This is a genomic window from Paractinoplanes bogorensis (genome assembly GCF_018829635.1).
Lineage (GTDB): Bacteria > Actinomycetota > Actinomycetes > Mycobacteriales > Micromonosporaceae > Actinoplanes > Actinoplanes bogorensis.
Window position 1 is genome coordinate 593,086 of the sequence record NZ_JAHKKG010000004.1, and the last position, 26,171, is coordinate 619,256.

Annotated in this window: 20 protein-coding genes; 6 read left to right on the forward strand and 14 right to left on the reverse strand. The window is 71.6% G+C overall.

Annotated elements, in window-relative coordinates; genetic code table 11:
* Positions 1-18: 18 nt before the first annotated feature.
* Positions 19-480 carry a nuclear transport factor 2 family protein gene (locus KOI35_RS14560; protein ID WP_215787585.1) on the forward strand — a complete coding sequence of 154 codons (462 nt, stop codon included), beginning with the start codon at positions 19-21 and terminating at the stop codon, positions 478-480.
* A gap of 12 nt (positions 481-492) precedes the next feature.
* On the opposite strand, the gene KOI35_RS14565 is transcribed toward KOI35_RS14560, so the two are convergent.
* From KOI35_RS14565 to KOI35_RS14580, 4 genes are all read right to left on the reverse strand, one after another.
* Complete coding sequence (locus KOI35_RS14565; protein ID WP_308120981.1) at positions 493-2,409, reverse strand: glycoside hydrolase family 127 protein; 1,917 nt, start codon at positions 2,407-2,409, stop codon at positions 493-495.
* Between the two features lie 190 nt (positions 2,410-2,599).
* Positions 2,600-3,418, reverse strand: coding sequence for a carbohydrate ABC transporter permease (locus tag KOI35_RS14570; RefSeq protein WP_215787587.1), 819 nt, complete (start codon positions 3,416-3,418; stop codon positions 2,600-2,602).
* On the reverse strand, positions 3,415-4,278 hold the full coding sequence (locus tag KOI35_RS14575; RefSeq protein ID WP_215787589.1) for a carbohydrate ABC transporter permease: 864 nt from the start codon (positions 4,276-4,278) through the stop codon (positions 3,415-3,417). The genes KOI35_RS14570 and KOI35_RS14575 overlap by 4 nt, the downstream gene beginning before the upstream one ends.
* Complete coding sequence (locus KOI35_RS14580) at positions 4,275-5,564, reverse strand: ABC transporter substrate-binding protein (RefSeq protein ID WP_246613059.1); 1,290 nt, start codon at positions 5,562-5,564, stop codon at positions 4,275-4,277. The genes KOI35_RS14575 and KOI35_RS14580 overlap by 4 nt, the downstream gene beginning before the upstream one ends.
* Positions 5,565-5,760: 196 nt before the next feature.
* Here KOI35_RS14580 and KOI35_RS14585 point away from each other — a divergent pair, with 196 nt between their 5' ends.
* On the forward strand, positions 5,761-6,765 hold the full coding sequence (locus KOI35_RS14585; protein WP_308120982.1) for a LacI family DNA-binding transcriptional regulator: 1,005 nt from the start codon (positions 5,761-5,763) through the stop codon (positions 6,763-6,765).
* Here KOI35_RS14585 and KOI35_RS14590 read toward each other — a convergent pair.
* From KOI35_RS14590 to KOI35_RS14630, 9 genes are all read right to left on the reverse strand, one after another.
* Positions 6,734-9,451 (reverse strand): AfsR/SARP family transcriptional regulator, encoded by a 2,718-nt coding sequence (locus tag KOI35_RS14590; RefSeq protein WP_215787591.1) that lies wholly within the window; start codon positions 9,449-9,451, stop codon positions 6,734-6,736. The genes KOI35_RS14585 and KOI35_RS14590 overlap by 32 nt on opposite strands.
* A 118-nt stretch (positions 9,452-9,569) precedes the next feature.
* Positions 9,570-12,320, reverse strand: coding sequence for an MXAN_6230/SCO0854 family RING domain-containing protein (locus KOI35_RS14595; RefSeq protein WP_215787592.1), 2,751 nt, complete (start codon positions 12,318-12,320; stop codon positions 9,570-9,572).
* A 112-nt stretch (positions 12,321-12,432) separates the two neighbouring features.
* Positions 12,433-13,248: an ATP-binding cassette domain-containing protein gene (locus tag KOI35_RS14600; protein ID WP_215787595.1), complete on the reverse strand. Its 816-nt coding sequence runs from the start codon at positions 13,246-13,248 to the stop codon at positions 12,433-12,435.
* Positions 13,238-15,088 carry a dipeptide ABC transporter ATP-binding protein gene (locus KOI35_RS14605; protein ID WP_215787596.1) on the reverse strand — a complete coding sequence of 617 codons (1,851 nt, stop codon included), beginning with the start codon at positions 15,086-15,088 and terminating at the stop codon, positions 13,238-13,240. Before KOI35_RS14605 ends, KOI35_RS14600 begins: the two co-directional genes overlap by 11 nt.
* Entirely contained in the window at positions 15,085-15,924 is an 840-nt protein-coding gene (locus KOI35_RS14610) for an ABC transporter permease (RefSeq protein ID WP_215787597.1), read from the reverse strand. Before KOI35_RS14610 ends, KOI35_RS14605 begins: the two co-directional genes overlap by 4 nt.
* On the reverse strand, positions 15,921-16,844 hold the full coding sequence (locus tag KOI35_RS14615) for an ABC transporter permease (RefSeq protein WP_215787598.1): 924 nt from the start codon (positions 16,842-16,844) through the stop codon (positions 15,921-15,923). Before KOI35_RS14615 ends, KOI35_RS14610 begins: the two co-directional genes overlap by 4 nt.
* Positions 16,841-18,466, reverse strand: coding sequence for an ABC transporter substrate-binding protein (locus KOI35_RS14620; protein WP_215787600.1), 1,626 nt, complete (start codon positions 18,464-18,466; stop codon positions 16,841-16,843). The genes KOI35_RS14615 and KOI35_RS14620 overlap by 4 nt, the downstream gene beginning before the upstream one ends.
* A complete protein-coding gene (locus tag KOI35_RS14625) occupies positions 18,463-19,605 on the reverse strand; it encodes an acyl-CoA dehydrogenase family protein (protein WP_215787602.1) in 1,143 nt (380 codons plus the stop codon). Before KOI35_RS14625 ends, KOI35_RS14620 begins: the two co-directional genes overlap by 4 nt.
* Positions 19,602-20,780 (reverse strand): LLM class flavin-dependent oxidoreductase, encoded by a 1,179-nt coding sequence (locus KOI35_RS14630; RefSeq protein WP_215787604.1) that lies wholly within the window; start codon positions 20,778-20,780, stop codon positions 19,602-19,604. Before KOI35_RS14630 ends, KOI35_RS14625 begins: the two co-directional genes overlap by 4 nt.
* 137 nt (positions 20,781-20,917) lie before the next feature.
* On the opposite strand from KOI35_RS14630, the gene KOI35_RS14635 reads away from it, so the two are divergent.
* Genes KOI35_RS14635 through KOI35_RS14650 form a run of 4 tightly spaced genes read left to right on the forward strand, consistent with a single transcriptional unit; the run spans position 20,918 to position 25,338 of the window.
* Positions 20,918-22,174 (forward strand): sensor histidine kinase, encoded by a 1,257-nt coding sequence (locus KOI35_RS14635; protein ID WP_215787606.1) that lies wholly within the window; start codon positions 20,918-20,920, stop codon positions 22,172-22,174.
* Positions 22,175-22,210: 36 nt separating this feature from the next.
* Positions 22,211-22,819 (forward strand): FKBP-type peptidyl-prolyl cis-trans isomerase, encoded by a 609-nt coding sequence (locus KOI35_RS14640; RefSeq protein ID WP_215787608.1) that lies wholly within the window; start codon positions 22,211-22,213, stop codon positions 22,817-22,819.
* A 50-nt stretch (positions 22,820-22,869) separates the two neighbouring features.
* Complete coding sequence (locus KOI35_RS14645; protein WP_215787610.1) at positions 22,870-24,846, forward strand: alpha-1,4-glucan--maltose-1-phosphate maltosyltransferase; 1,977 nt, start codon at positions 22,870-22,872, stop codon at positions 24,844-24,846.
* A 6-nt stretch (positions 24,847-24,852) separates the two neighbouring features.
* Positions 24,853-25,338 (forward strand): ribonuclease FAU-1 family protein, encoded by a 486-nt coding sequence (locus KOI35_RS14650; RefSeq protein ID WP_215787612.1) that lies wholly within the window; start codon positions 24,853-24,855, stop codon positions 25,336-25,338.
* Here the strand turns inward: KOI35_RS14650 and KOI35_RS14655 are convergent.
* Positions 25,250-26,146 carry an SDR family oxidoreductase gene (locus KOI35_RS14655; protein ID WP_215787614.1) on the reverse strand — a complete coding sequence of 299 codons (897 nt, stop codon included), beginning with the start codon at positions 26,144-26,146 and terminating at the stop codon, positions 25,250-25,252. The two genes, KOI35_RS14650 and KOI35_RS14655, sit on opposite strands and share 89 nt — an antisense overlap.
* Positions 26,147-26,171 lie beyond the last annotated feature (25 nt).

Consider the following 26,171-nt stretch of genomic DNA (forward strand, 5'->3'; position numbering starts at 1 on the left):
GCGTCAAGCATGGATTGCATGAGACGCATCGCTCTGCTCGGTATCACGTCCCTGTTCGTCCTCGCCGGTTGCGACTCGCCGTCGACAGCCACGCCGTCCGCGACCGGCGCTGCATCCGCGACCGGCACCGCGCCCTCAGCCGGCAACGCCCCGTCCGGGTCAGAGGCAGTCGCCGCGCCGGCCCAGGCCTATGTGGACGCCGTCGCCGCCCGTGACCTGGGCGCGCTCGCCGAGGCCTTCGCCCCCGACGCCGTGGTGATCGACGTGACCCGCCGGATCGAGGGCCGCGACGCCATCCGCGAGTGGGCGGACAACGAGGTGATCGGCGGCTCCCTGCGCGTCCTCTCGGCCACCCCGATGGACGGCGGCCAGGACCTGCTGGTGCACTGGGCGCCCTCCGGCTCGGCGGGCTGGGAGGCGCGCTACCGCTTCACGATGAACGGTTCGCACATCACCCAGGCCGACCTCCAGTACGCCTGAGCTGCGATCCGATCATGAACCCGACACGTCTCGCCCAGCCGTGTCGAGCAGCGGACCGGCTGTGTCGACAGTCGGACCGGCTGTGTCGGACACCGGACCAGCGGTGCCGAGTGGTGGCCTGACCTGGTCGAGCGGCAGCCAGACGCGCATCGTCGACGGGCCGCGGGAAGCCCAGTCGTGATAGGGCCGCAGGATGAGCTCGACGTTCTCGGTCTCCCGATCAAAGGCGTTCCCTCCGTACGGCCACCCGTCCTCACTCACGCGCACGAGCTGCCCCGCGGCGACCACCTCACCCGGGGAGTCGGCGAGCGGCACCGACGCGTCGATCCGGACCTGGTCGACGGTGGTGCCCGGCGGCAGATCGACCGACTCGGCGCAGTAGACGACCGGCCCCCGCTCGACGGCCACACACCCGCGCACGGCGTCGATGCGCGGATCCGGATACGTCAGCCGCGCCGCCATCGGCAGCGAGAGCCGCACCGTCTCACCCGCCGTGAACCGCCGTCGGATACGCAGCCAGCCCGGCTCGGCGTCGGCCGGCTCGTCGCCGATGGTGCAGGTGGCGCCGACCGCCCAGGCCGGGACGCGCAGTGTGAGTGTCCACGGAGTGCCGGGTGCGCGCCGGATGTGCACGACGATCTCGCCGCTCGCCGGGTAGTCGGTCTCGACCTCCAGCGAGACCTGCGAAGTGGTGAGCGTTGCGGACGCGTACTGGTGGATCTGCACGCCGTCGTTGTCCGTGGTGGCCAGGTAGGCGGTCAAGCTGGCGAAAGTGCGGGCCAGGTTGGTCGGGCAGCACGATACGGTGAACCACGGCGCCCGCAGGGTGGACGACGCCCGCGGGACCATTTCGTCCGGTGGGGGCTGCGCGCCGAGTGAGCGCTGGTGCAACGTGTTCGTGTAGAAGAAGCGCCGCCCGTCGTCCGAGGGCGATGTGGCGATCACGTTGAAGAGTGTGCGTTCGATCAGGTCCGCGTAACGCACCTTGCCCGTGGCGAGCAGCAGGCGCCAGGCGAGCATGACCGAACCGACACTCGCGCACGTCTCCGAATACGCGCGGTCGGGCGGGAGCACGTAGTCGTCGGCGAACGCCTCGTCCTGGTGCCGGGCGCCGACGCCGCCGGTCAGGTAGACGCGCCGGGCGACCGTGTTGCGCCACTGCCGTTCGATCGCCTCGAGCAGTTCCCCGTCGCCCGTCTCGACGGCCACGTCGACGGCGCCCGCGGTCAGATACATCGCCCGCACGGCGTGCCCGCGCAGGATGTCCGCGGCGCGCACCGGCATGTCGTCCTGGAAGTAGGAGCGGCCGAACTCGATGTCGGACAGCACCGGACCGCCGCGCCGCGAAACGAACAACCTCGCCTGTTCGAGGTAGCGCGTGTCACCGGTGACGCGATACAACTCGGCCAGCGCGGGCTCGATCTCGGGATGCCCGCACACCGACGCGATGCCGCCGGGACCGAACACCTTGCACACGTGATCGGCGGCGCGGATCGCCACCTGGACGAAGTCGTCGGTCCCGACCGTGCGGGCGCGGGCCACGGCGGCCTGGATCAGATGCCCGTACGAGTAGAGCTCGTGCCCCCACTCCAGGTCGCTGTAGCGGGGCGCCTGCCCGGGGCGGCCGAAGTTGGTGTTCAGATAGCCGTCCGGCTCCTGGGCGGAGGCGACGCGTGCGGCGATCGAGCGGAAACGCGCGTCGATCGCCGGTTCGCGCGTCCGGCCGTACTCCCAGGCGAGCGCCTCCAGGTATTTGTAGATCTCGGTGTCGGAGAACTCGCGGCCCCGGCGCGCCGAAGCGGGGGAGCCGAAGTTGGCCAGCCAGCCCGAGCGGTCGAGCCAGCCGGCGATGTGGTCGAGGGTGGCCGACGTGTTCACCTGTTGCCGGCGGGCCCAGAAGCCGTGCGCGCCGAGGACGACATCGCCCACCCCGAGCGGAGCGAGACGTCCGGAAGCCGGAACGACGGGAGCGAGACGTCCGGAAGCCGGAACGACGGGAGCGAGACGTCCGGAAGCCGGAACGACGGGAGCGAGACGGCCGGACGCCGGAACGACGGGAGCGTGACCGCCGGATGTGGACACGACGGAATCGGCCCGGTCTGATTCAGTCACTGGAGCATCAACCTTTGAGCGCGCCGGACATGAAACCGCGGACGTAGTGGCGTTGCAGGGCCAGGAACAGCACGATGCAGGGCAGCGCGAGCACGACCACGCCGGCCTCGGTGGCGCCGTAGTCGACGATTCCCATCACCTGGCCGCGCAGGTTGGCCACGGCCAGCGGCAGCGGCAACTTGCCGGTGTCGCTGATCAGCACCAGCGGCGTGATGAAGTCGTTCCAGGCGGCCAGGAAGGCGAACAGGCCGACCGTGATGAGACCGGGCTTGGCGGCCGGGATGAGCACCCGCTGCAGGGCCCGGAAGGAGCCGCAGCCGTCGATCAGGGCGGCCTCGCGCAGTTCGGCCGGGACCGCCTCGAACGAGATGCGCATCATGAACGTCGCGAACGGCAGTTGGAACATCGACAGCACGAGCGCCAGCCCGACCAGCGAGTTCTGCAGTCCGAGACTGTTGAGCAGGACGTAGAGCGGGATCAGCAGGGTCGCGTACGGAACCATCAGGATCGCCAGGACGAGCAGGAAGAGCGCGTCACGGCCGGGGAACCGGAAGATCGCGAACGCGTAGCCCCCGGTGACCGAGGCGAGCAGGGTGAACAGCACGGTCATGAGCGAGATGGCCAGTGAGTTGCCCAGATACTGCGCGATTCCGGCCTGATAGTGAGCGAGCGTGACGTAGTTGCCGAACCCCCAGCCGTCGGTCTGCCGGGTGCCGGCCTGCGGGGCCACCGAGGCGAGCGTCGCCCACACCAGCGGGAACAGGAAGATCAGGGCCAGTCCGCCGGTGAGCACGAACTGCGGCGTACGGGAGAAGAATCTGGTCATCGGTCCTCCCGGCCGCGCAGCGTGCGGAACTGCAGGATGTTGACGACCAGCAGGGCGGCCAGCACCAGGATGGACAGTGCGGCGGCCCGGCCCAGGTCGTTCGAGCCCTGGAAGGCCATGTTGTACACGAGCTGCACGATGGTGACCGTGCTGTTGTCCGGCCCGCCCTTGGTCAGGATGTAGAACTGATCGAAGGCGAGCAGCGAACCGGTGACGCACAGGATCGTGCACAGTGCGAGCGACGGCCGGAGCAGGGGCAACGTGATGTGGCGGAACGTCTGCCACCGACCGGAGCCGTCCAGGCGTGCAGCTTCGTACACATCACCCGGGATGCTCTGCAGACCGACGAGCAGCAACAGCATGTAGAAGCCGGCGAACCGCCACACGATGAGCGCCACGGTCGACCAGAGAGCCGACCACGGCGTACCCAGGAACGCGATCTGGCCCGGGAACGGGCTGGCCTGCGGCGAGTAGAGCGCATAGAACAGCAGGGACGCCGAGGCCAGCCCGAGGGCCGAGGGCACCAGGAACGACGTACGGAGAAGGCCGTTCCAGCGGGTGGACTCCTGCACGAGCAGGGCCAGGCCGAGCGCCAGCCCGAGCAGGATCACCGTCGTGAGCAGCGTGTACTTCACCGTGAAGCCGACCGCGGGCCAGAACAGGCGGTCGTCCACGGCGTCGGCGAAGTTCTCCGGCGCGTTCCAGCCGCGGTTGCCCGCGAAGAGCCCCCAGTCCGACACCGACATCCGGCCGACCAGCCCGATCGGCACGATGAAGAAGAGCAGGACGAACAGGGCGGTCGGGGTGGCGTACGCCCAGCCGGTCAGCGATCGACGGGTGAACAGAGAGCGTCCCGTCACTGAGCAAGGGAATCGGTGAGCGCGGCATTGTCCTTGCTCAAACCTGAGGGGTCGCCGTAGACCTGGTTCCGCACCAGCGTCATCCACGGGCTGCCGGGCGCGTTGAAGGCCTGCTGGAAGTTGACTGCGACGGGCGTCTTGCTCTGCGGCGACGCGGCCACCTTGTTCACCGTGGCGACCCGCGGATCCTTCTGCGAGTACTTGTTGTCGACCAGGTCGGTACGCGAGACCGTGCTGTCGTTGGCAGCCAGCACGTCGACCTGGGCCGCCTCCGAGGTCAGCCAGGCGAGGAAGTTCCAGGCCTGGTCGCTCTTCTTCGAGTCCTTGGAGATGCCGATGCCGTCGCCGCCCACGAACGTCGAGGCGCCCCCGTCGACACCCGGAATCGGGACGACGCCGACATCGACGGTCTTGGCCGCCGTCGACAGGAGCGTGGCCGGATAGGGCATCACGCCGACCTTGCCCTGCTGGAACGCGGCCACCCAGGTGGCGCCGGTCTCCTCCTTGGCGCCCGGGGCGATCGCGCCCGCCGCCTGCAGTTCACGCCAGGTCGCGTACACCTTCTGCGCGGCCGCGCCGTCGAGCAGCGACTGGGTGCCCTCGGGGTTCATCACCTCCTGGCCGCTGGCCCAGATCATCGGGAACCAGGTGAAGACGTTGCAGCCACCGCAGTTGCCACCGAAGTAGGTGCCGAACACGCCGGGCTTGTTCAGCTTCTGGATCGCCAGGGCCTGGTCCTTGAACTCGTCTATCGTGGTCGGACCCTTCGACGGGTCGAGCCCGGCCTCCTGGTAGAGCTTCTTGTTGTAGAAGATCACCGAGAGGTCGAGGACGAACGGGAGCACGTACTCCTTGCCCTCGAAAGTGCCCGCCTGCAAGTGCCCCTGGTTGATCGTTCCCGCGTACGGAAGCAGCTTGATCCGTTCGGTCAGGTCGGCGAAGAGCCCGGCCTTCGTCCAGTTCGGCACGTAGACGATGTCCGCCGCGAACAGGTCGGGCAGACCGCCGCCGCCGGCCGCCGCGCCCACCTTGGCGACATAGTCGTCGTTGGGCACGACGGTCAGCTTGACCTGGTTCTTGTGGCTCTTGTTGTACGCCTCGACCAGCTTGCGGGCCTGCAACTCGAGCGGGGCCCGGGTCCACAGAGCCAGTTCGGAGCCGTCGTCGGTGCCCTCGGCGGTGACCGTCCCGCCCGAGCTCCCGCCGTTGTCGTCGCTGCTGCAAGCGGCCGTGCCGGTCAGCAGGCCGGCGATCGCCAGGACGGCGACCGATCTGAAGATACGCAAGGTGCCCCTCCGTTCCGTCGCGCGAATCAGTTTCGCCGTACGAACCACGGGGAGTGTGGTGACAAGCCGTTATCGCAGCTCAAACCGGTTCCTAGGCCGGGAGCTGACACACCGAAAAGGTTTTCAGGAACGTAATGCGGCAGCTATTTTGCTGTCAAGTGCCGTGCCGTGTCTTGTCGTGTATGGAGGAATCCGGGTGGAGCGAGCGACCCTGCGCGATGTTGCGCGTCTGGCCGGGGTGTCGGTGGCGACGGCGTCCAAAGCGCTCAACGGGCAACCGCAGGTACGGGCGTCCACCCGGGCCCGGGTCGAGCAGGCCGCGTCCCAGCTCAACTTCTCGCCCAACACCCTCGCGCGGGGGCTGATCACCCAGCGCACCGGCACGGTCGGGCTGCTCACGTCCGACCTGGAGGGCCGGTTCTCGATCCCGATCCTGATGGGCGCCGAGGACGCGTTCGGCACCGACCGGACCTCGGTGTTCCTGTGCGACGCCCGCGGCGACACGATCCGCGAACGGCATCACCTGAGCGCACTGCTGTCCCGGCGGGTCGACGGGCTGATCGTGGTCGGCGCCCGCCCCGACAGCCGGCCCTCGCTCGGCCGCGATCTGCCGGTTCCGGTCATCTACGCGTACGCCCCGTCGGACGACCCGCGCGACCTGTCGCTCGTCAGTGACAACGAGGGCGGTGGGCGGCTCGCCGTCGATCACCTGATCCGGTGCGGCCGCCGGCGGATCGCGCACATCACCGGCGACGCGTCCTACGGAGCCGCGCAGGATCGTGCCCGTGGCGCGCAACAACGGCTGGCCGAGGAGGGGCTGGAGCCGGCCGGCGGCGAGGTCTGGTTCGGCATGTGGTCCGAGTCGTGGGGCCGCGGGGCCACCCGCATGCTGCTGGAACGCTGCCCCGACGTGGACGCGGTCTTCGCCGGCTCCGACGAGATCGCCCGCGGGGTGCTCGACGTGCTGCACGAGCAGCGCCGGGACGTGCCGGGCGACGTCGCCCTGGTCGGCTACGACAACTGGAACATCCTGGTCGCCAACGCCCGCCCGCCGCTGACCACGGTCGACATGAACCTGGAACAGCTGGGCCGGGTGGCCGCCCAGCGCCTGTTCGCGGCGATCGGCGGCACGCTCGGCTCGGGCATCGAGAAGTTCCCGGGCAAGCTGATCACCCGGGAGTCGACGGCACCGCTCCGATGAGGACGAGCAGCTCGCGCACCGCCGCCGCCCGCCGCGCGTCCATCGGCTCGAGCACGGACAGCGCCTGCCGCAGATGCCGTTCGCCCTCGTCGCGCCGGCCCAGGTCGTAGCAGGCCCGCCCCAGCTCGACCGTCGCCTCCGCCTCGAGCAGCACGTCTCCGGCCGTACGGGCCATCTCCGCCCCCTCCGCAGCGTGCCCGGCCGCCTCGGCCGCCCGCCCGTCGGCGTTGCCCGCCTCGGCCAGCCGCCGCAGGATCTCGGCCACGTCGCGTGGCCCGCAGTGTTCCCGGGCCAGCGCCAGCGCCTCGGTGAGGTGTCCGACGGCCGGGGCGAACCGCAGGTCGAGCAGGTAGGCCTCGCCCAGGTTGCTGGCGATCAGCGCCCGCAGATGCCCGGCCCCGGTCAGCTCGGCGCTCAGGGTCGCCGCCTCGTCGAGCCAGCGGATCGCCTCGGCGCCGTTGCCCGCGCTGTTGTGCACCGCGCCCAGGTTGAGAAGGGCGGTCGCCGCGCCCAGCCGGTCACCGCCGTCGCGGCGCAGCTCGTACGCCCGGCGGCAGCTCGCCGCAGCCTCCCCGGTACGCCCCAGATGGCTGAACGGCATGGCCAGGCGGCCGTGGATCATTGCCTCCCCGCCCGGGTCACCGGCCCGCGCCGCCGCGTCGGCCGCCGCCCGGTAGAGATCGATCCAGCGCTCCAGGTGCCGCCGCCGGACCAGCCAGCCGTACAGGGCGGCGGCGATCTGCCAGCCGATCTCCGGCACCGCCCGGCACCCGGTCACGACCGCCGCCGTGAGGTTGTCGGCCTCCGCGTCGAGCCAGGCCATGGCGTCGTCGGCCGATTCGAAGGAAAGAGGGGACGGTGACGCGAAGTTGGGCCGCTCGGCCGGACGCAGCACCCGGTCGGCCGTGTTGGCCACGTCCCGATACCAGCTCAGGACCCGGCGTAGCGCCGCGTTGCCCTCGTCCTCGTCCGAAGAGGAGGCGTGCTCACGGGCGGCCAGCCGCACCAGATCGTGCATCCGGTAGCGGCTCGGCGCCGGCAACTGCAGCAGGTGGACGGCGGCCAGCCGGTCGAGGACCGGGCGGGTGCCGTCGGCGTCCCGGCCGAGCAGGGCGGCGCACGCGTCCAGCCCCGGAGTCTGCCCGGGATGGACCGCGAGCAGGCCGAACAGGCGCCGCGCGGCCTCGTCGAGCGACCGCACCGAGAAGCCGAGCGCACGTCGTACGGAAACGTCGTCCTCGTCCACGTCGAGCACCGCCAGGCGGTTGCCCTCGTCCTCGAGTTCCCGCACGATCGCCGGCAGCCGCTGCGGCCCGTCCAGCCGCGCCGCCACCACGCTCACCGCCAGCGGCAGGCCCTCGCACAGATCGACCAGGCGGCCGGTCAGCCGGTCGTTCGCGCAGGCGTCGCGGGCGGCGATCCGGCGCAGCAGCGCGGCCGACTCCGGAGCCGACAGCGCGGCCAGCGGCAACCGCCGGACCCCCTCGGCGACCAGCCCGTCCAGGCGGCTGCGGCTGGTCACCACGGCCAGTGAACCCGGGTGGCCGGGCAGCAGCGGGCGCACCTGCCGGGCCGACCCGGCGTTGTCCAGGATCATCAGGACCCGACGGTCGGCCAGCTCGGACCGCAACTGGGCGGACCGCTCGTCCGGGTCGGGTGCGATCTGCTCGGGCGGCACGCCGAGCGCCCGCAGCATGCGGTCGAGGGCGTCGGCCGGCCCGATCGGCTCGCCGTCGCCGAAGCCGCGCAGGTCGATGTGGAGCTGACCGTCGGGGAACCGGGCCCGGGCCGACCAGGCCCAGCGCAGCACCAGGGCGGTCTTGCCGACCCCGGCCGGACCCACCACGGCGATCACCGGCACCTCGCCCTGCCCCTGCTCGAGGGCGGCCAGCTCCGGCTCGCGCCCGACGAAGGTGGCCGGGGCGGCGGGCAGCTGGGCCGGCCGGGAGCCGCGCAGCAGCACCCCGTGTTTCTCCCGCAGGGCCGGGCCGGGGTCGACGCCCAGCTCCGATTCCAGGTGCCGCCGGATCGTCTCGTACTGCGCCAGCGCCTCGGCCGTCCGGCCCGCCGCGGCCAGGGCCTCCATGAGCTCGAGGGCCAGCGCCTCGTGCAGCGGATCCGCGGCGGCCAGGTCGGTGAGCAGCGGAATCGCCACGGCCGGCTGACCCGCCCGGCGTTCCGCGGCCGACCAGGCCACTGCCGCGTCGGCGTACTGCCGCGACCAGGACTCGCGGGTCTGCCCGGCCCAGTCACCGGTCAGCCCGGCCAGCGGCTCACCCCGCCACAACGCCATCGCCGCGCGAAGCAGACCCAGCCGGTCGGCGCCCGGCTCGGCCGCCCGCGCGACCAGCCGGCCGAACCGGTGCACGTCGACCTGATCGGGCTCGACCGCGAGCACGTAACAGCCGGACGCGAACGTCAGGGCGGCCTCGGGCTGCAGCAGCCGGCGCAACCTGGCGATGTGGCTGTGCAGCGTGGCCCGGGCGGACGGCGGCGGGGACGGGCCCCAGACCCGGTCGATCAGCACGTCGGCCGGGGCCGGCTGCCCGGCCTCGGCCAGCAGGAAGGCGAGGACGGCCCGCTGGCGCGGATGTCCCGCCTCGACCCGCTGCCCGTCCCGCCGGATCTCCACCGCGCCCAGAAGGGTGAACTCCAGCACGCCCTGCCCTTCGCTGATCCGCACCATCGATCGGTCCCGAACGATGCTATCGGCGCAACCTGAGAGGTCACCGGGCCGCAAGGATTCCGCAAGCGCGCTGTGCGAACGTCAAGGCCACCGGGCGGTACGGGGGTCCGCCCGGTGGTCACTCACCCGGGCTGAGCTCGCCGAGCAGATCGGCCGCCGCCACCTGGGTCCACGGCTCGGCGGCGCGTCCGGTGACGGTCAGGGCGACCGATCCCGGCCCGACCGGCGACGGCAGTGACGACGCGTCCACGACGGCGGCGAGCACCGAGCTTCCGGACAGGTCGGGCCGGTCGTCGCCGACGCTCAGCACCTGGCCGGCCCGGCCCGCGGCATGCCAGCGGGCCAGGTCGAGCAGCCTCGTCCGGTGCCCGCCGGTGAAGTGGTCCCACTGGTCGGCCGCGGCCCGCGCCATCTGGTCGACGTGCCGTCCCACGCTGTGCCCGTACCCGCCGCCGGGCAGCGTCAGGTCGGTCCACAGCAGACGGCGGTCCTCGACGTCGATCACCATCGGCATCATCATCCTGGCGTCACCGCTCAGCGCGAACCGCTGCAGCACCCGCGCGCCGTCGAACTGCGCGCCCTCGGCCTCGGGCAGCATCAGGCCCGCGAACGCCTCGGTCATCTGCTCGAACGGCACCGCGTTGAAGCTGAGCACGGTCGGCACCACGTAGCGCACGTCGACCACGCGCAGCAGCGTCAGGTCGAGGTCGAGGAACTCGGTCGCACCGAGCGGGCCCGGCGCCGACGTGAGGTCGCCCGAGTGCACCGCCGCGTCCTGGCGGAACCGCAGCTCGGTGTAGTCGCAGTGGCCGATCCGCCGCCACCGCGCGTCGAAGAACACACACGACAGGTCCAGGTCGACCCGTGTCTCGGCCGGCTCCTCCCAGTGCAGGAAAAGACGGAGAACATCAGCCTCCGGCAGTTCCCGTACGCTCCCACGCGGCCACCCCGCCGTCTGAGCCGAGGCGGCACGCTCGCGCATCGGCGCCGGCACCTCGGCCAGCCCCTCGTCGATCAGCGCCACGTCGAAGCGTCCGAGCCGGGCCGCGCGGGCCGTCAGCTCGGCATCGACCGTTTCCCGTACGGCCTGGATCGCGCTCACCGTCAGCCGGGCGCGCCGCTCGGGCTCCGTCCACGTGGTGGTGACGCTGCCCCGCGGGAAGAACACACGCCGCGGCATCCCCGGTCCGGGCCGCCCGCCGACGATGCCGCCGGTTTCCGGCGCGTCCGGTGCCGCCGTGTCGTGGCCGCCCAGCAGCCGGCGCGTCGCCTCCCGGAGCGCGCTGCCGACATTGACGACGAGCGGCTCGTCGTGCACCCGTTCCGTGCGGGCCCGCGCCCCGGCCCGCGCCGTCGCGGTGGCCGCGAGCTGCTCGGCGTTCGCCCGCACGGTCCGGTCGCGGCCGGCCAGCGCGGCGGCGGCCGAGGCGAGCACGCCCGCCGACACCCGCCCCGCGGTCGCCTTCAGGGCGGCCAGAACCGGCGCGGGATCGTCGGATGCCCGCAGAAGCTGGTCGACCCGTCGCCACAGCTCGCCGGGCCGCTGGGCCAGCAGCCGTACGGCCTCGGGCACGTCGCCGTCCGCGACGGCGCGCTCCACCAGCGAGGCGTGCGTGCGCAGCCGCACACCGATCCGGTCGTCCGGGTGCGTGGTCAGTGTCAGGTGCTCGGGGTCACGCTCGAACGCCGCGAGGATGGCCGCTCCGAGGGCGCCTTCCCGAGGCGTACGGGAAGCGCGCAGCGCCGCGAACGCCACGGCCGCCGCCGGATGCGCGGTGACCTGCTCGAACGGGTGCAGGCGCTCGGCCAGGCGCTTCCAGATCGCCGGGTGCCGGAGCATGTCCTCGGCCGCGTTCGCCGTGCCGCGGGCGTCCAGGTGCGCGAGCACGGCCCGGCGCAGGGGACGGGGCAGAGCCCGTACGCGCGGAGCCGGAACCGCCACGACCGGCTCGTGACCGGGCCGCCACGCCGATCGAGGTCCGCCCGGCTGCGGCTTGCGGGGCAGCACGAGACCGGGGTCTCCGCCCGAATACGCCCACAGCGTGCGGGCGACGTCGGTGGCCGTGTCCCAGCGCGAACCGGCGGCCGCGAGCAGCTCGTCGAGCTCCAGCGGCGCGTCCAGCAGAGCCCACGCGATGACCACCGCGAGGGTCTCACGCACGGGCACCTCGGCCGGTAGCCAGTCGAGCCGCCCCGGCACGGTGGCGCCGATCAGCACGCGCAGATCGGCCCGGTCGGCCTCGCTCAGGGCGGCCGGGCGGGCGACGAGCTGGTCGCGCAGCCGCACGGCGGCCGCTCGCGGGTCGGTCTCGAGCGCGGCGAGGCGCATCGGCCACGGCGGTGGAGTCCTGGCGGCGGTGGCGGTGGCCGGCTCCGCGATCGTCAGGTAGTCGTTGTCCCCGGTGAGGCGCCGTCCGCAGATCGGGCACGCGCTGACCTCGTACGGGGAAAAGCATTTAGGGCAGACGAGATGACCGCACGGGTCGAGAGGTTCGCCCTGATCGTCGTCGCCGCAGAGCACGCAGGGCGCGCCCGGCATCGCGAAGAGGTGGGCCAGCAGCCGCTGGACGTAGACCGCATCGGTGTCGCGCGGCGTGTCGGGGAAACGGCGGTAGAGCGGCGCCATCGGACGGTCGGCCCCGGCCATCTCGTCGACCGTGGCCAGCAGCCAGTCGGCCCAGCGGATCCGGTCGAGCGACGGCATCGCGGTCGCCGCCGTGCGCAGATCGTCGCGCAGCACCCAGCCGCGCTCGGCCAGGTCGGCCTCGAGCGCGGCCACCCAGCCGGCACCGTCGTCCGGCGCCTCGCCCCGGATGTCGACCGCGACCCGGCCCGTGCGGCGCAGCAGCACCACCGCCAGCGGATCCATGTTTCCGTACCTCCCCGTGAGTGCGGTGGGCGGAGAGGGGCGACGCTAGCTTTATCCGAAAAAGTGGGGGAGAAGGAAGCACCGCCGGGAGCCGCCCACCGCAGCGACGATCTTAGGCGGACCGGCCGGTGACCTCATCCGAATTACCGGCGTGACTTCCGAGGCGGCCCGCACCGGCGAGCAGCGCGTACGCGTCGACCAGCCGCCGGTACTCGGCCCGGTCCAGCAGCTCGGCGTGGGTGCCGGTGGCGAGGATCCGGCCGCCGTCCAGCAGCACCACCCGGTCGGCGACGGCTGCCCCGGCCGGCCGGTTCGTCGTCACCAGCACGGTCGTGTCCAGGCCGCCGATGCCCTCGAGCACCCGCTGTTCGGCGCCGCCGTCGAGGGCCGAGGTGGCGTCGTCCAGCACGAGGAGCCGCGGCCGGCGCAGCACCGCCCGAGCCAGGCCGATCCGCTGCCGCTGCCCGCCCGACAGGGTCGCCCCGCGCTCACCGACCACCGTCCCGAGGCTGTCCGGCAGCTCCCGGACGAAGTCGTCGGCGGCCGCGATCCGCAGCGCCTCCCACAGCTCCGCCTCGGCGTAGGCGCCGCCGAGCGTCAGGTTCTCCCGGATCGTCCCGGCGAACAGGAACGGGCTCTGGTTCACCACCGCGACGGCGGCCGGCACCTCGTCGCCGGTCAGGTGCCGCACGTCGACGCCGTCGAACCGCACCACGCCCTCGGCCGGGGCCGAACCGGCCACGACGTCGAGCAGCGTGGTCTTGCCCGAGCCGGCCGCACCGACCACCACCGTGACCGTCCGCGGCTCCAATGTCAGGTCGGCGCCGTCCAGGATCCGGCGGCCCTCCCGGGTCACACCGGCGCCGCGCACCTCCACCCGCATCGGGCCGTTCCCGGTCGACCGGCGGATCTCCCTGCTACGCAACACGTCCCCTATCCTCTCCAGACCCGCGCCGGACATCGGCCGCATCGACAGAAAACGGCTGATCACGGTGAGCGGGATCGCCACAGTGATCAGCAGGTACACCACGCCCACCAGGTGTCCCACGGCCGGCACGGACCCGCCGCCCCGGTACGGCGTCGATCAGCTCCCGGGTGTAGTCGCTGGCCGGGTGGGCGAAGACGTCGGCGACCGGGCCCTCCTCGACCACCCGGCCCGCGTTCATCACCGAGACGGTGTGCGCGATCCGGGTGACCACCGACAGGTCGTGCGAGACGAACAGATAGGACACCCCGAGCGCCCGCTGCAACTCGGCCAGCAGGGTCAGGATCTGCTCCTGCACGAGCACGTCGAGGGCCGACACCGGCTCATCCAGCATGATCAGGTCGGGCTCGAGGGCGAGGGCCCGCGCGATGGCGACCCGCTGGCGCTGACCGCCGGACAGTTCACGCGGCCGCCGGTCGAGGTAGGCCGTGGGCAGTGCCACCTGGTCGAGCAGTTCCCGGGCGCGGGCCTCGCGGGTACGCCGGTCGCCGACCCGGAACGCGACGAGCGGCTCTGTCACCGACTGCCGGACGGTGAACTTCGGGTCGAGCGTGGCGAACGGGTCCTGATGCACGAGCTGGGCCTTGCGACGCAGCGGGCGCATCCGGTTCCACGACAGGCCGCTGATCTCGGTGCCGTCGAGGCGTACGGAACCGCTGGTCGCCGTCTCCAGGCCGAGCGCGATCCGCAGCGTCGTGGTCTTGCCGCAGCCCGATTCGCCGACCAGCGCGTGCGTGGTGCCACGGGGGACCGCGACGCTGACCTGGTCGAGCGCGTTGAAGCCACGGCGTCCGCGTCGCTTGTCGGTGACGGCGAACGTCTTGCTGACGTCGGTGAGTTGCAGGACGTTTCCCGGCATTTTCGCGCTGCCCTGTGGATATTCCGATTTGTCCGGTGTGGAGGGCGTAGGTTCTGCCACGTCCCTGGGTGGGCGGGGGAGGGCGGCGGCTGCTCCGGAAGATCGAAAAGCAGTTTCGGAAGATCCAGAACCGGAAGATCCAGAACTGGAAGATCCACTGGCGGCCAGCAGGCTTCGCGTGTAGGGCGAGGCGGGCGCGGCGAGCAGCGAGGCCGGCGAAGCCTCCTCGACCTTGCGGCCGTCGCGCATGACGACGATGCGGTCGGCCCGGTCGGCCGCCACGGCCAGGTCGTGCGTGATGATCAGCAGCGAGATGCCCTCGTCGCGGACCAGGCGGCCCAGGTGGTCGAGGATGCGCTTCTGCACGGTGACGTCGAGGGCGCTGGTCGGCTCGTCGGCGATGATCAGCTTGGGCCGGCCGGCGAGGGCGATCGCGATCAGCACCCGCTGGCGCAGGCCGCCCGACAGTTCGTGCGGATATTGCCGCACCCGCAGTTCGGGTTCACCGACGCCGGCCTTCTCCAGGAAGTGCGCCACCTCGGCGCCGACCAGCGGGGCGGGCACCCCGCGGAGCCGGACCGCCTCGGCGATCTGGGCGCCGATCCGCTTGGTCGGGTTGAGGCCGACCATCGGGTCCTGCGGGATCAGGCCCACGACCCGGCCGCGCAGGCGGCGCAGGGTGCGCTCGCGGGCACCCGCGGTCTCGACTCCGTCGATCACGGCCGAGCCGGCGGTGATCCGGCCGTTGGCGGGCAGCAGGCCGATCAGCGCGTTGGCCGTGGTCGTCTTGCCCGAGCCGGACTCACCGACGATGGCGACCACCTCGCCCGCATCGACGGTCAGATCGAGGCCGATGACGGCCGGCTGGACGGCGCGGTGCCGGGTGTAGCCGACGTCGAGGCCGCGGACGGCGACGAGGCTCATCGGGTCAGCTCCTGCAGGGTCTTGGAGATGTGGTTGAGGCTGAGCACCAGCAGGGCCACGAACAGGCCGGGCAGCAGGCTGAGCCACCACGAGGTGATCAGGTAGTTGCGGCCGTCGGCGATCAGGGTTCCCCACTCGGCGGCGGGCGGGGCGGCGCCGAAGCCCAGGAAGCTCAGCGAGGCGATGGCGATGATGGCTACGCCGGCGTCGAGGACGGCGAGCACGGCCACCGGGCCCCACGAGTTGGGCAGGATGTGCCGCAGCAGCACCCGGGTCCACGACGCACCCCCGGCGCGGGCGGCTTCCACGTACGGAAGCGTCTTGACCCGGAGCACCTCGGCCCGGGTGGTGCGGGCGAAGCCGGGAACGATGCCCACGCCGACCGCGACGGCGACCGGGACCGTGCCGTAGCCGAGCGCGGTGACGATGGACAGGGCCAGCAGCAGGCCGGGGATGGCCAGCAGCACGTCGACGAACCGCATCAGTGCCGAGTCGGTGAACCCGCCGAAGAAGCCGGACACGATGCCCAGCGCCAGCCCGGCCACGACGGCGATGCCGAGCGCGATCAGGGTGGCCTGGATGGTCAGCGGCGAGCCGTAGAGCACGCGCGTCCACAGATCCCGGCCGTAGATGTCGGTGCCGAACAGGTGGTCGAGGCTGGGCGCCACGGCCACCGCGGACGGGTTGGTGTCGATCGGCCCGTAGGAGGTGAACAAGCGCGGCCAGAACGCGGAGACGACCACGAAAGACACGTAGAGCAGGGCACCTGCAAAGAGCGGGCGGCGCAACTCGAGCCGGTTGACGGTGACTGCCGGAAGGCGGAGAGCAACGGTCATCGCGCGGCCCCCGAAACGGCGATCCGCGGGTCGAGCAGCGGATAGAGCAGATCCACGACCAGGTTGACCAGGACGAAGATGGCCGCCGCGACGGTGACCACGGCCAGCACGACCGGAACGTCCTGCGAGAGCACCGCCTCCTGAGCCAGCTTGCCCACGCCCTCGCGGGTGAAGACCGTCTCGACCACGATCGAGCTCGTCACGGTGAGCCCGACGATCACGCCGAGAATCGTCATGGCCGGCAGGGCCGCGTTCCGGAACGCGTGTCGGACATGCACGGCGGAGCGGGACAGGCCTTTGGCTCGCGCCGTGACCACGTACGGCTGGGAAAGGGTCTCCTCGAAGCTCTTGATGAGAACCTGGGCCAGCACCGAGGACGCCAGCACCGAGATGGTGATCACCGGGAGCACCAGGCCGCCGGTGGCCGGGAACCAGCCGAGCTGGAACGAGAAGAACTGGATCAGGAACAGGGCGATGAAGAACTGCGGGAACGACGCGCCCACCGCGGGCAGGCGGGTCAGGACGGTCCACCGGGTGAAGGTGGCCAGGTAGGCCAGCGCCGACCCGGCCACCAGCGACACCAGCGCGGCGCTGACGCTCAGCAGCAGCGTCGGCCCGATCCGCTGGGCCAGCAGGTCACTCACCGGCACCTGCTGGGTCAGCGAGGTGCCGAAGTCGCCGCGGAGCAGCCCGGACAGGTGGTGCCAGTACTGCAGCCAGATCGGCTGGTCGAGCCCGAACTGGTGCTTGATGGCGGCCACCTGGCCGGCGCTGAGGCTGTCCGGCTGCACCCCGGCCGCGGCCAGTTGCAGCTCCATCGGGTCGCTGGGCAGCAGGTAGAGGATCGCGAAGGTCAGCGTGTACGCGGCCCACAGCACCACCACCGCCTGCCCGATCCGGCCGAGCACGTACCTGGTCATGACTTGGTGACGTCGTTGAGCCGCAGGAAGCTCTCCGAGGTGAACGCGAAGCCCTGCACCCGGTCGCTGACCCCGGCGTTCTGCAGTCGCTCGAACAGCGGGAAGACCACGCCCTGATCGATCAGATAGTCCTGCAGTTCGGCGTAGGAAGACGAAGTCTGCGCGGCGTCCGTGGTCTCGAGCGCCTTGCGGAACAGATCCTGGATGCCCTTGGTGACCGCGGGCGAGGCCGACCGCTGGGCCAGGGCCTTGGAGTTGGCCACGTCCGGGTTGAGGATGAACTGCAGCGCGCCCGGATCGGCCCGGGTGAAGTAGGTCTGGGCCAGGTCGTAGCTGCCCTCGGTGGTGTAGGTGGCCTGCTGCGCGGTGGTCAGCGTGCGCAGTTCGAGGTTGATGCCGGCCTGCTTGAGCTGAGCCTGCAGCAGTTCGGCGCCGGCGCTGAACGCGGTGATCGGATACTCGATCGTCAGTTCGGTGCCGTTCCTGGCCCGGAACCCGTTGGCGCCGACGGTCCAGCCCGCGTCGTCGAGCAGCTTCTGCGCGCCGGGCAGGTCGTAGGCGAGCTTGGCCGACTCCGATTTGAAGTGCGGCGTCGTCGAGTTGAAGGCGCCCTGGATCACCGGGTAGTCCGGACCGAAGACCGTTTGCGCGTACGTCTTGAGGTCGATCGCCTTGTACAACGCCTTGCGCACGGCCGCGTCGGCCAGCGGGCGGCCCGCCGTGGTGTTGGGGAACAGCGCGTACGCGACACCCGGCAGCGCCCGCTTCTCCACCTTGTCGCCGGATTTCGTGATCAGCGCCGTGTCCTGTGGCGTGAACGGGTTGCGCGGCCAGGCGATGTCGGTGGCGCCGCTGATCAGGTTGCCGGTGCGGACGCTGTCCTCGGCCACATAGTTGAAGACGACCTTCTCGAGTTTCGCCTCGCCCTTGTTCTGCACCAGATCGGAGCCCCAGGCGTAGCCGGCTCGCTTGGTCAGCACGGTCTCGACCTTGGGCGTGTAGTGGTCGAGCACGAACAGGCCCGAGCCGACGACGCCCTTACCGGCGCAGCGCTCGGCCGGCGTCGACCGGAACTCGGCCGGGTCGGTGATGGCCAGGTTGGTCGTCGAGGTGGCCTGCAGGAACGACGAGTTGGGCTTGCTCAGCTGGAACTGCACGGTCAGCGGGCCGACCGCCTTGGCCCCGGTCAGACCCTGCACATAGGAGGCGCCGAACGCGGCGCCGTTGGTCGCCTTGACCGTGGCGATCCAGCCCGCGGCGTTGTCGGCGACCGCCTGCGCGTCCAGCTTCTTGCCGTTGCTGAAGGTGACGCCGTCGCGGAGCTTGAACGTGTAGGTCCGGCCGTCCGGGCTGATCTCCCAGCTCTGCGCGAGCCAGGGCACGATCTTGCCGGTCTCCGGGTCCTGGTCGGTCAGCGAGTCGGCGAAGTTGCGGATGATCGACCGGTGCTCGATCCAGTAGACCTGGAACGGGTCGATGCACGAGAACGACGGGTTGTCCGGCCAGAACGAGACCTTGAGCGTGCTGCCCGCGGCGCCGGCCGTCTCGTCGGCGCCGCTGCCGCACGCGGTCAGCGCCAGCAGGGTGGCGGCGGTCGCGGCAAGGGGTTTCACGAACTTCATCGGGGGGTGTCCTTCAACAGTCGTCGTCCACTGGCAAGGACCACGGCGTCCTCCTGAGGGGGGTGCACGCGAATGCAGAGCGCGTCGCGCAGGTGTCGTTCGAGGCTGTGGTGCCGGGACAGACCCGGGTTGCCGAGGGCGGCCACCGCGGTCTGGGTCGCGGCGATCACCGAGCGGGCGATGGCGACCTTGACGGCCGACAGGTTGGGTTTCTCGCCCGCCTCGACGCGCAGCAGGGCGCCGTGCAGCAGGGTCTCCGCCTGTTCGATCTGCAGGTCGATCTCGCCGGCCACGGCCTGGATGCGCTCGGTCTCGGCGATCGGCTGGCCGAGGGCGGCGGGCACGCGGGAGCGTGCGAAGGCGGCGAACGCCGTACGGGCGGCCCGCGCGACGCCGATGTAGAGGGCCGGATGCCCGAAGCTGCCCGCGCTCGCCGCCGCGGCCGGGTCGCGATAGACACCGTCCGGGCCGCGCGGGATCTCGGCGAAGGCGCCGGCCGGCACCCGCACGTTCTCGTAGACGACGTCGTGCGTGTTGGAGGCGCGCAGCCCGAGGTGGTCCCAGGTGTCGATCCAGGTGATGCCGGGACGGTCGCCCGGCACGATCACGTGGCCGACCCGCTCGCCGTCGGTGGCCCACACCACGTGATAGGCCAGACCCCGGCCCCCGGTCGCGTACGCCTTGTGCCCGTTCACCAGGAGAGAGTCGCCGTCCCGGGTGACCGTCGTCCTCGGTAGCCCGCCGCGGGCCGGCGCGCCTAGTTCGGGTTCGGCCCGGATGGCGTTGGCGAGGGCCGGACCGTCGGCCGACCGGCGCAGCAGGTCTTCGTAGTACGACTCGGGCCAGCTGGGCTGACTGGCGTGTGTGGCCAGCAGGTTGGCCGCGAGCAGCCCGACCGACGCGTCCCCTTCGCCGATCGCGGTGAGGATGCGGGCCGCCTGACGTGCTCCGACGCCCGGCCCGCCGTACCGCCGGCCGACCGTGGCGGTGAGCAGGCCGGCCCGGTGCGCGGCCTCGACACCCTTGGCCGGGAAGTCGCCGGTGCGGTCGTACTCGGCCGCGGTCGACGCGATCTCGGCGGTGACCAGGGCCAGCGCGTCGTCGGAGAGATCGGGCTGGGGGAACCGGAGCGTGGTCACGACCGGCCGGCCGTGGCGAGCCGGGCGTACTCGGGCGCGTAGTTGCCCGGGTGCCGGCCCTGGAACCCGCTGCGGCGGCCGGTGGCTGTGCGGTGGGCGATCTCCTCGCGTACGAGGGGAAGGATGTATCTGCCGTAGTCGACCGCGTCGGCCAGCGTGTCGTAGCCCCGGATCGAGACCAGCGACGCGCCCTGGTCGACGTAGTCGAGGATCGCCGCCGCCACCGTCTCGGGCGAACCCACGAGCGCGGTCGAGGCTCCGGCCGCGTTCGTCACCGCCGCCGTCTTGGTCCACAAGGCCCGGTCGTAGAGCTCGGCCCGCTCGGCGAAGGCCAGCGCGCGCTGCGAGCCGGCGTTCTGCGGTGTCCCGCCGGGCCGCGCGCCGGAGGCGATCCGCTGGACGTACTCGTGGGCCTTCTCCCAGGCCAGGGCGTCGGTCCGGGCGATGATCGGGCGGAACGTGACCCAGATGCGGGGGAGCGTGGTGCGCCCGGCCGCGCGGGCCAGGTCGTGCACCCGGTCGATCTCGCTGCGCAGGTCGGCGAGGGGCTCGCCCCAGAAGCTGAAGATGTCGGCCTTCTCGCCGCCGACCGCGAACGCCTCGTCCGACTGGCCGCCGATCGAGATCGGGATCGGTGACTCGTAGGGCGCGAAGCCGGGGCCGAAGTCGTCGAACTTGTAGAACTCGCCGTCGTGGCTGAACGGGGCCGGCTCGGTCCACGAGCGGCGCAGGACGTCGATGTATTCCGACGTGCGGGCGTACCGGCGGTTCTTGGGCAGGTAGTCGCCCTGGCGGGCCTGCTCGGCGTCGTTGCCGCCGGAGATCAGGTGGACGACCGCGCGGCCCTCGGTGAGCTGGTCGAGGGTGGCCAGCTTCTGCGCGCCGACCGTCGGGGGAGTGGTGTTGGGGCGCAGGGCGACGATCGGCTTGATCCGCTCGGTGAGCTGCCCGACCGCGCCGGCCACGACGAACGGGTCGGCCGTGCCCGAGCCGTAGGGGAGCAGCGTGTAGTCGTAGCCGCCCTCCTCGAGCGCGGCAACGTAGCGGCGGAAGTAGGGCAGGTCGATGCCCCGGCTCGGGATCGGCTCGAGTTCGGTCGACGGGTTCAGGTGCGAGAGGCTGATGAACTCGACCTCGGGCGAGGCGGTCGTCGGGATGCTGTCGTCAAAGCTCATGGTCGGTCCTCAGAACGCGCCGAATACCTACAACACCTAGTAACCTAGTAGGTATTAGCGGGACCTGTCCAACAGCAAATGGCAATCGCTGCGATCGCGGACGCTTATCGATCGCGGGCGGCTGTCATGCTGGGCCGGTGAGCGTCGAGGCCGAGCTGCGGGCGGAGTTCGACCGGGGGGAGCGCCAGGAGACCGCGGTCTTCAACGTCCTCCCGTACGCGCTGCTGGCCGCGGCCACCCTGCTGACCCTGCTGCAGCCCCTCTGGGGCGCGCCGGTGCGGCTTCCGGTGGTGCTCGCCCTGGCGGGCGCGGTCACGCTGTGGATGCTGTGGTTCCACACCCTCCACCCGCAGGGCCGGATGGGCCTCTATTACGTGGGTCTGATGGGCCTCACCACCGGTCTCGTGGCTCTGGCCCCGGTCTACGGCCTCTTCGCGTTCGCCGGCTACCCCCAGGCGTTCGCCTACCTGTCCGGCCGTTGGCGCTACGCCGGTGCCGCCGCCACGGCTACGGTCTCGGCGGTGGCCTACCTGGGCGGCGCGGCCGGCCTCGCCGCCGGGGCCTGGTGGGAATGGCTGGCCGTCAGCGCGATCAGCATCGCGCTGGCCTCGGTGTTCTTCGCGTTCAGCGAGCGGGTCGACGTCCGCGACCACCGGCAGAAGCGGGCGCTGGCCGCGCTGCGTGAGTCCCAGCTCGAGCTGCAGGCGGCTCTGGCCGAGAACGCCGAGCTGCACGCCCGCCTGCTCGAGTCGGCCCGTGCGGCCGGGGTGCTCGACGAGCGGCAGCGGATGGCGCGCGAGTTCCACGACACCGTGGCCCAGGGACTGGCCGGCATCGTGACCCAGCTCCAGGCGGCCGAGCCGGATCTGGACGGGCCGCCGGCCGCCCTCGGGCACGTGGGCGCCGCGATCGACCTGGCCCGCGACAGCCTGGCCGAGACCCGCCGCACGGTCCACGCCGTGCAACCGGCGATGCTGGCCGAGGCCGAGCTTCCGGCGGCGATCGGCGACGTGGCCCGGCGCTGGGGCGACGCCCACCGGATCGACGTCGAGCTGACCATCACCGGCGACCCCCGCCCGATGCACCCCGACGTCGAGCTGGCGCTGCTCCGGACCGCGCAGGAGGCCCTGGCCAACGTGGCCAAGCACGCCGGCGCCGGGCGGGTCGGGCTGACCCTGTCGTACCTGGACGATCTGGTGACCCTCGACGTCCGCGACGACGGGGCCGGCTTCGTGCCCGGCACGACGTGGGCCGGCGACGCCGCCCGGGGCGGGTTCGGGCTGGCCGGCATGCGGCAGCGGGTGCAGCGGCTGGCCGGCCGGCTCGAGATCGAGTCGGAGCCGGGCGGCGGCACGGCGATCTCGGTGGCCGTTCCGGCGATCCCGGCCGGTTGACACGTCACGCACAGCAACGTGTCGTATCGTCGTCCGATGCCCGAACCCGTGAAGAACCGCGGCCACGCCGCCCCGCCGCTCAAGACCAAGGCCGAGAAGCGGGCCGAGGCGAAAGTGGCCAAGGCGCGGGCCCGGCAGCGGGCCAAGCGCCGCCAGATGCTGCAGGTGGCCGGGGTCGTCGTGATCGTGCTGGCCCTGATCGGCGGACTGGTCTTCTGGATCGGGAGCTCGGGCTCGTCACCGGCCTCGTCACCGTCCACGGCGCCCTCGTCCGGCTCGGCGCTCAGCCAGAAGCCGGTCGTGACCGCGGGCACCGGCACGCTCACCGCGCTCAAGTCGGCCACGCTGATCGAGGGCACCGGCGCGGCGGTCCAGTCGGGCCAGACGCTCGAGGTCAACTACGTCGGTGTCACCTTCAAGGACGGCAAGGAGTTCGACTCGTCCTGGACGGGCGGTCAGCCGTTCAGCTTCACGGTCGGCACGGGCAACGTGATCAAGGGCTGGGACCAGGGACTCGTCGGGGTCAAGGTGGGCAGCCGGGTCCAGCTCGACATCCCGGCCGACCTGGCCTACGGCGAGAACCCGAGTGGCGGGCAGCCGGCCGGCGCGTTGCGATTCGTCGTCGACGTGCTGTCAGCCGCGTGAACGGACCGGCTTACCGAGCGGGTCACCGGGGGAGCGGCTAGCGTCGGGTCATGACTCGTCGCATCGGCCGCATTCCCGTCGTCGACGTCGCCCCGATCGTGGACGGCGGCAACCGGCCCGCCAAATCCGTGGTGGGCGAGGAGTTCGAGGTCACCGCCACGGTGTTCCGCGAGGGCCACGACGCCGTCAACGCCACCGTCGTGCTGCTCGACCCGGCCGGCCGGGAGCAGCGCCTGCCCATGACGAGAGTGAACGCCGGCCTGGACGCCTGGTCGGCGACCGTCGCGGCCGACCGGGCCGGCCACTGGACCTACCGGGTCGAGGGGTGGTCCGACCCGTACGGGACCTGGAACCACGACGCCGTCATCAAGGTCGGCGCCGGCGTGGACGTCGACCTGATGCTCGAGGAGGGCGCCCGCGTCCTGGAACGGGCCGTCGCCGAGGTGTCCCGCACCAAGGAACAGGCGACCGTGCTCGAAGAGGCGGCGACCGCCCTGCGTGATTCTGCGAACTCCCCGGGCGTACGCCTGAACGCCGGTCTTTCTTCGGCTGTGGTGCACGAGCTGCGCGAACGCCCGCTCCGCGACTTCGTCTCGCCCGGAGTCGATCTGCCCTGGCTGGTCGAGCGCGAGCTGGCCCTCTACGGCGCCTGGTACGAGTTCTTCCCGCGCTCCGAGGGCGCCCACTTCGACGAGTCGGCCGGCGGATGGGTCAGCGGCACCTTCCGCACCGCCGCCGAACGTCTGCCGGCCGTGGCCGCGATGGGCTTCGACGTCATCTACATGACCCCGATCCACCCGATCGGCCGGATCAACCGCAAGGGCCGCAACAACAGCCTCAAATCCGAAGAGCACGACCCCGGTTCCCCGTACGCTATCGGCTCCGTCGACGGTGGACATGACGCCATCCATCCCGACCTCGGCACCTTCGACGACTTCGACGCGTTCGTGGCCGAGGCCCGCCGTCTCGGGCTCGAGGTCGCGCTCGACCTGGCCCTCAACTGCGCGCCGGACCACCCGTGGGTCACCTCGCACCCGGAGTGGTTCACCACCCGGGCCGACGGGACGATCGCCTACGCCGAGAACCCGCCCAAGAAGTACCAGGACATCTATCCGCTGAACTTCGACAACGACCCCGCGGGCATCTACGCCGAGATGCGCCGGGTCGTCCAGGTCTGGATCGACCACGGCGTCACCGTGTTCCGGGTGGACAATCCGCACACCAAGCCGACCGAGTTCTGGGAGTGGCTGATCGCCGACGTGGCCGTCGACCACCCGGACATCGTCTGGCTGGCCGAGGCGTTCACCCGTCCGCCGATGATGCACAACCTGGCCAAGGTGGGCTTCCAGCAGTCGTACACGTACTACTCGTGGCGGCACTCCAAGACCGAGATCGAGGAGTACCTGCGTGAGCTGTCCGGCCCCGCGTCGGCCTACATGCGACCCAGCTTCTGGCCCACCACGCACGACATCCTGACCCCGTTCATGCAACGCAGCGGCCCGCCCGGGTGGGTCATGCGGGCCGCGCTGGCCGCGACGCTGGTGCCCACGTACGGCATCTACGCCGGCTACGAGCTGGTGGAAAATGTGGCCCGCCCCGGCGCCGAGGAACAGATCGACAACGAGAAGTACCAGTACAAGAACCGCCGCTGGGCCGAGCGCGGCGGCCGGTCGCTGGCGCCGCTCCTGACCCGGCTGAACGAGATCCGGCGGGCCCACCCGGCCCTGCACTGGCTGCGCAACCTGCGCTTCCACACCGCCGACAACCCCGACGTGCTGGTCTTCTCGAAGGCCCGGCGGGTCTACGACCGCGACGACGTCATCCTGGTCGTGGCCAACCTCGACCCGTCGGTGACCCGCGAGACGACGCTCCACCTCACCATGCCCGACCTGGGCCTGGGCTGGACCGACACGTTCGTGGCGCACGACCTGATCACCGGACAGCACTGGAACTGGGGCGAGCACGCCTTCGTCCGCCTGGGACCGGAGACCGAGGCCGTCCACATCATCCACGTCACGCCATACTGACGCACTGTGCGTCTACACAAGATCAAGCGTCCCGGCGGCCTCTACACGTTCGACTTCTCCACGGTCGCCGAGGACGACGACGGCACGTGGCTGCTGGCCCCGATCGGCTCGCCGTGGCGGGCCCCGCACGACTCCGGCCGGTCCACGGTGCCGGTGGTCGTGCTGCTGGCCACCGGCCGTCCGTGGGCGACCTGGTGGGTCGGCGACCCGGCCGACCGGCGGCTCGAGATCGACGTGTGCCTGCCGCCGACCCGCATCGAGGAGGGCTGGCAGTACGTCGACCTCGAACTCGACCCGGTGCTGCACCGGGACGGGAACCGCGTCGAGATCGAGGACTGGGACGAGTACGACGAGTCGATCCGTACCGGGAACATGACCTCCGACGACGCCAAGCTCGCCCTGGTCACGGCCGAGGGTTGTGCCCAGTTGCTCCGCCGCCGCTCCGAGCCCTGGCTGGAACGGGGCTGGAAACTGCTGGCCGATGCCGGTTGACGGTCGTGGCGATGAGCCGGTCGAGGGCCCGGTCGGGCAGGATCCGGGTCAGCCGGGTCAGCGCGGCCGCATCACGCCCGACGGTGTAGCGGGTACGCGGCCGGCGGCTGGTCACCGCCGTGGCGATGACCCGGGCGGCGGTCTCCGCACTGACCCCCGACCCGGTGCCCGAGGCCATCAGCGAGTTGATCGCGTGGACGAGGCCGCCGTAGCGGCCGGTCTGTTCCGGGGTCATCCCGTCGGCCAGGCGGTTGGCGGTGGCGATGCCGCGGCCGGCGATCTCGGTGCGCACGCCGCCGGGCTCGATCACGACCACGCGCATGCCCAGTGGCTCGACCTCACGGCGAAGTGAGTCGCTCACGGCCTCGAGAGCGAACTTCGTTCCCGCGTACGCCCCATAGGTGGGCATCGCCGCCCGTCCGCCCACCGAACTGATGTTGATCACCCGGCCCCCGCTGCGCAACAGCGCGGGCAGCAGCGCCTGCGTGACGGCGACGTGCCCGAACAGGTTGACCTCGAACGTCCACCGCCACTGATCCATCGGCAGCGTCTCGACCGGCGCGTTGACCTGGATGCCGGCGTTGTTGACGAGTGCCCGCAGCGGTCGCTCGTCGTCGGCCACGCGGGCCCTCAGCGCCTCGATGTGGGCGGGCTCGGTGATGTCGAGGATCACCGGCTCGACACCCGGGCCGGCGTCCTGCTCGCGCCGCACCCCGGCCAGCACGTGAAAACCCTGGCGGGCCAGTTCGCGGGCGGTGGCCGCGCCTATCCCGGTGGATGCTCCGGTCACCACGACCAGCTGGGTCATGTGTCGCTCCCGTCGTCGTTATTGA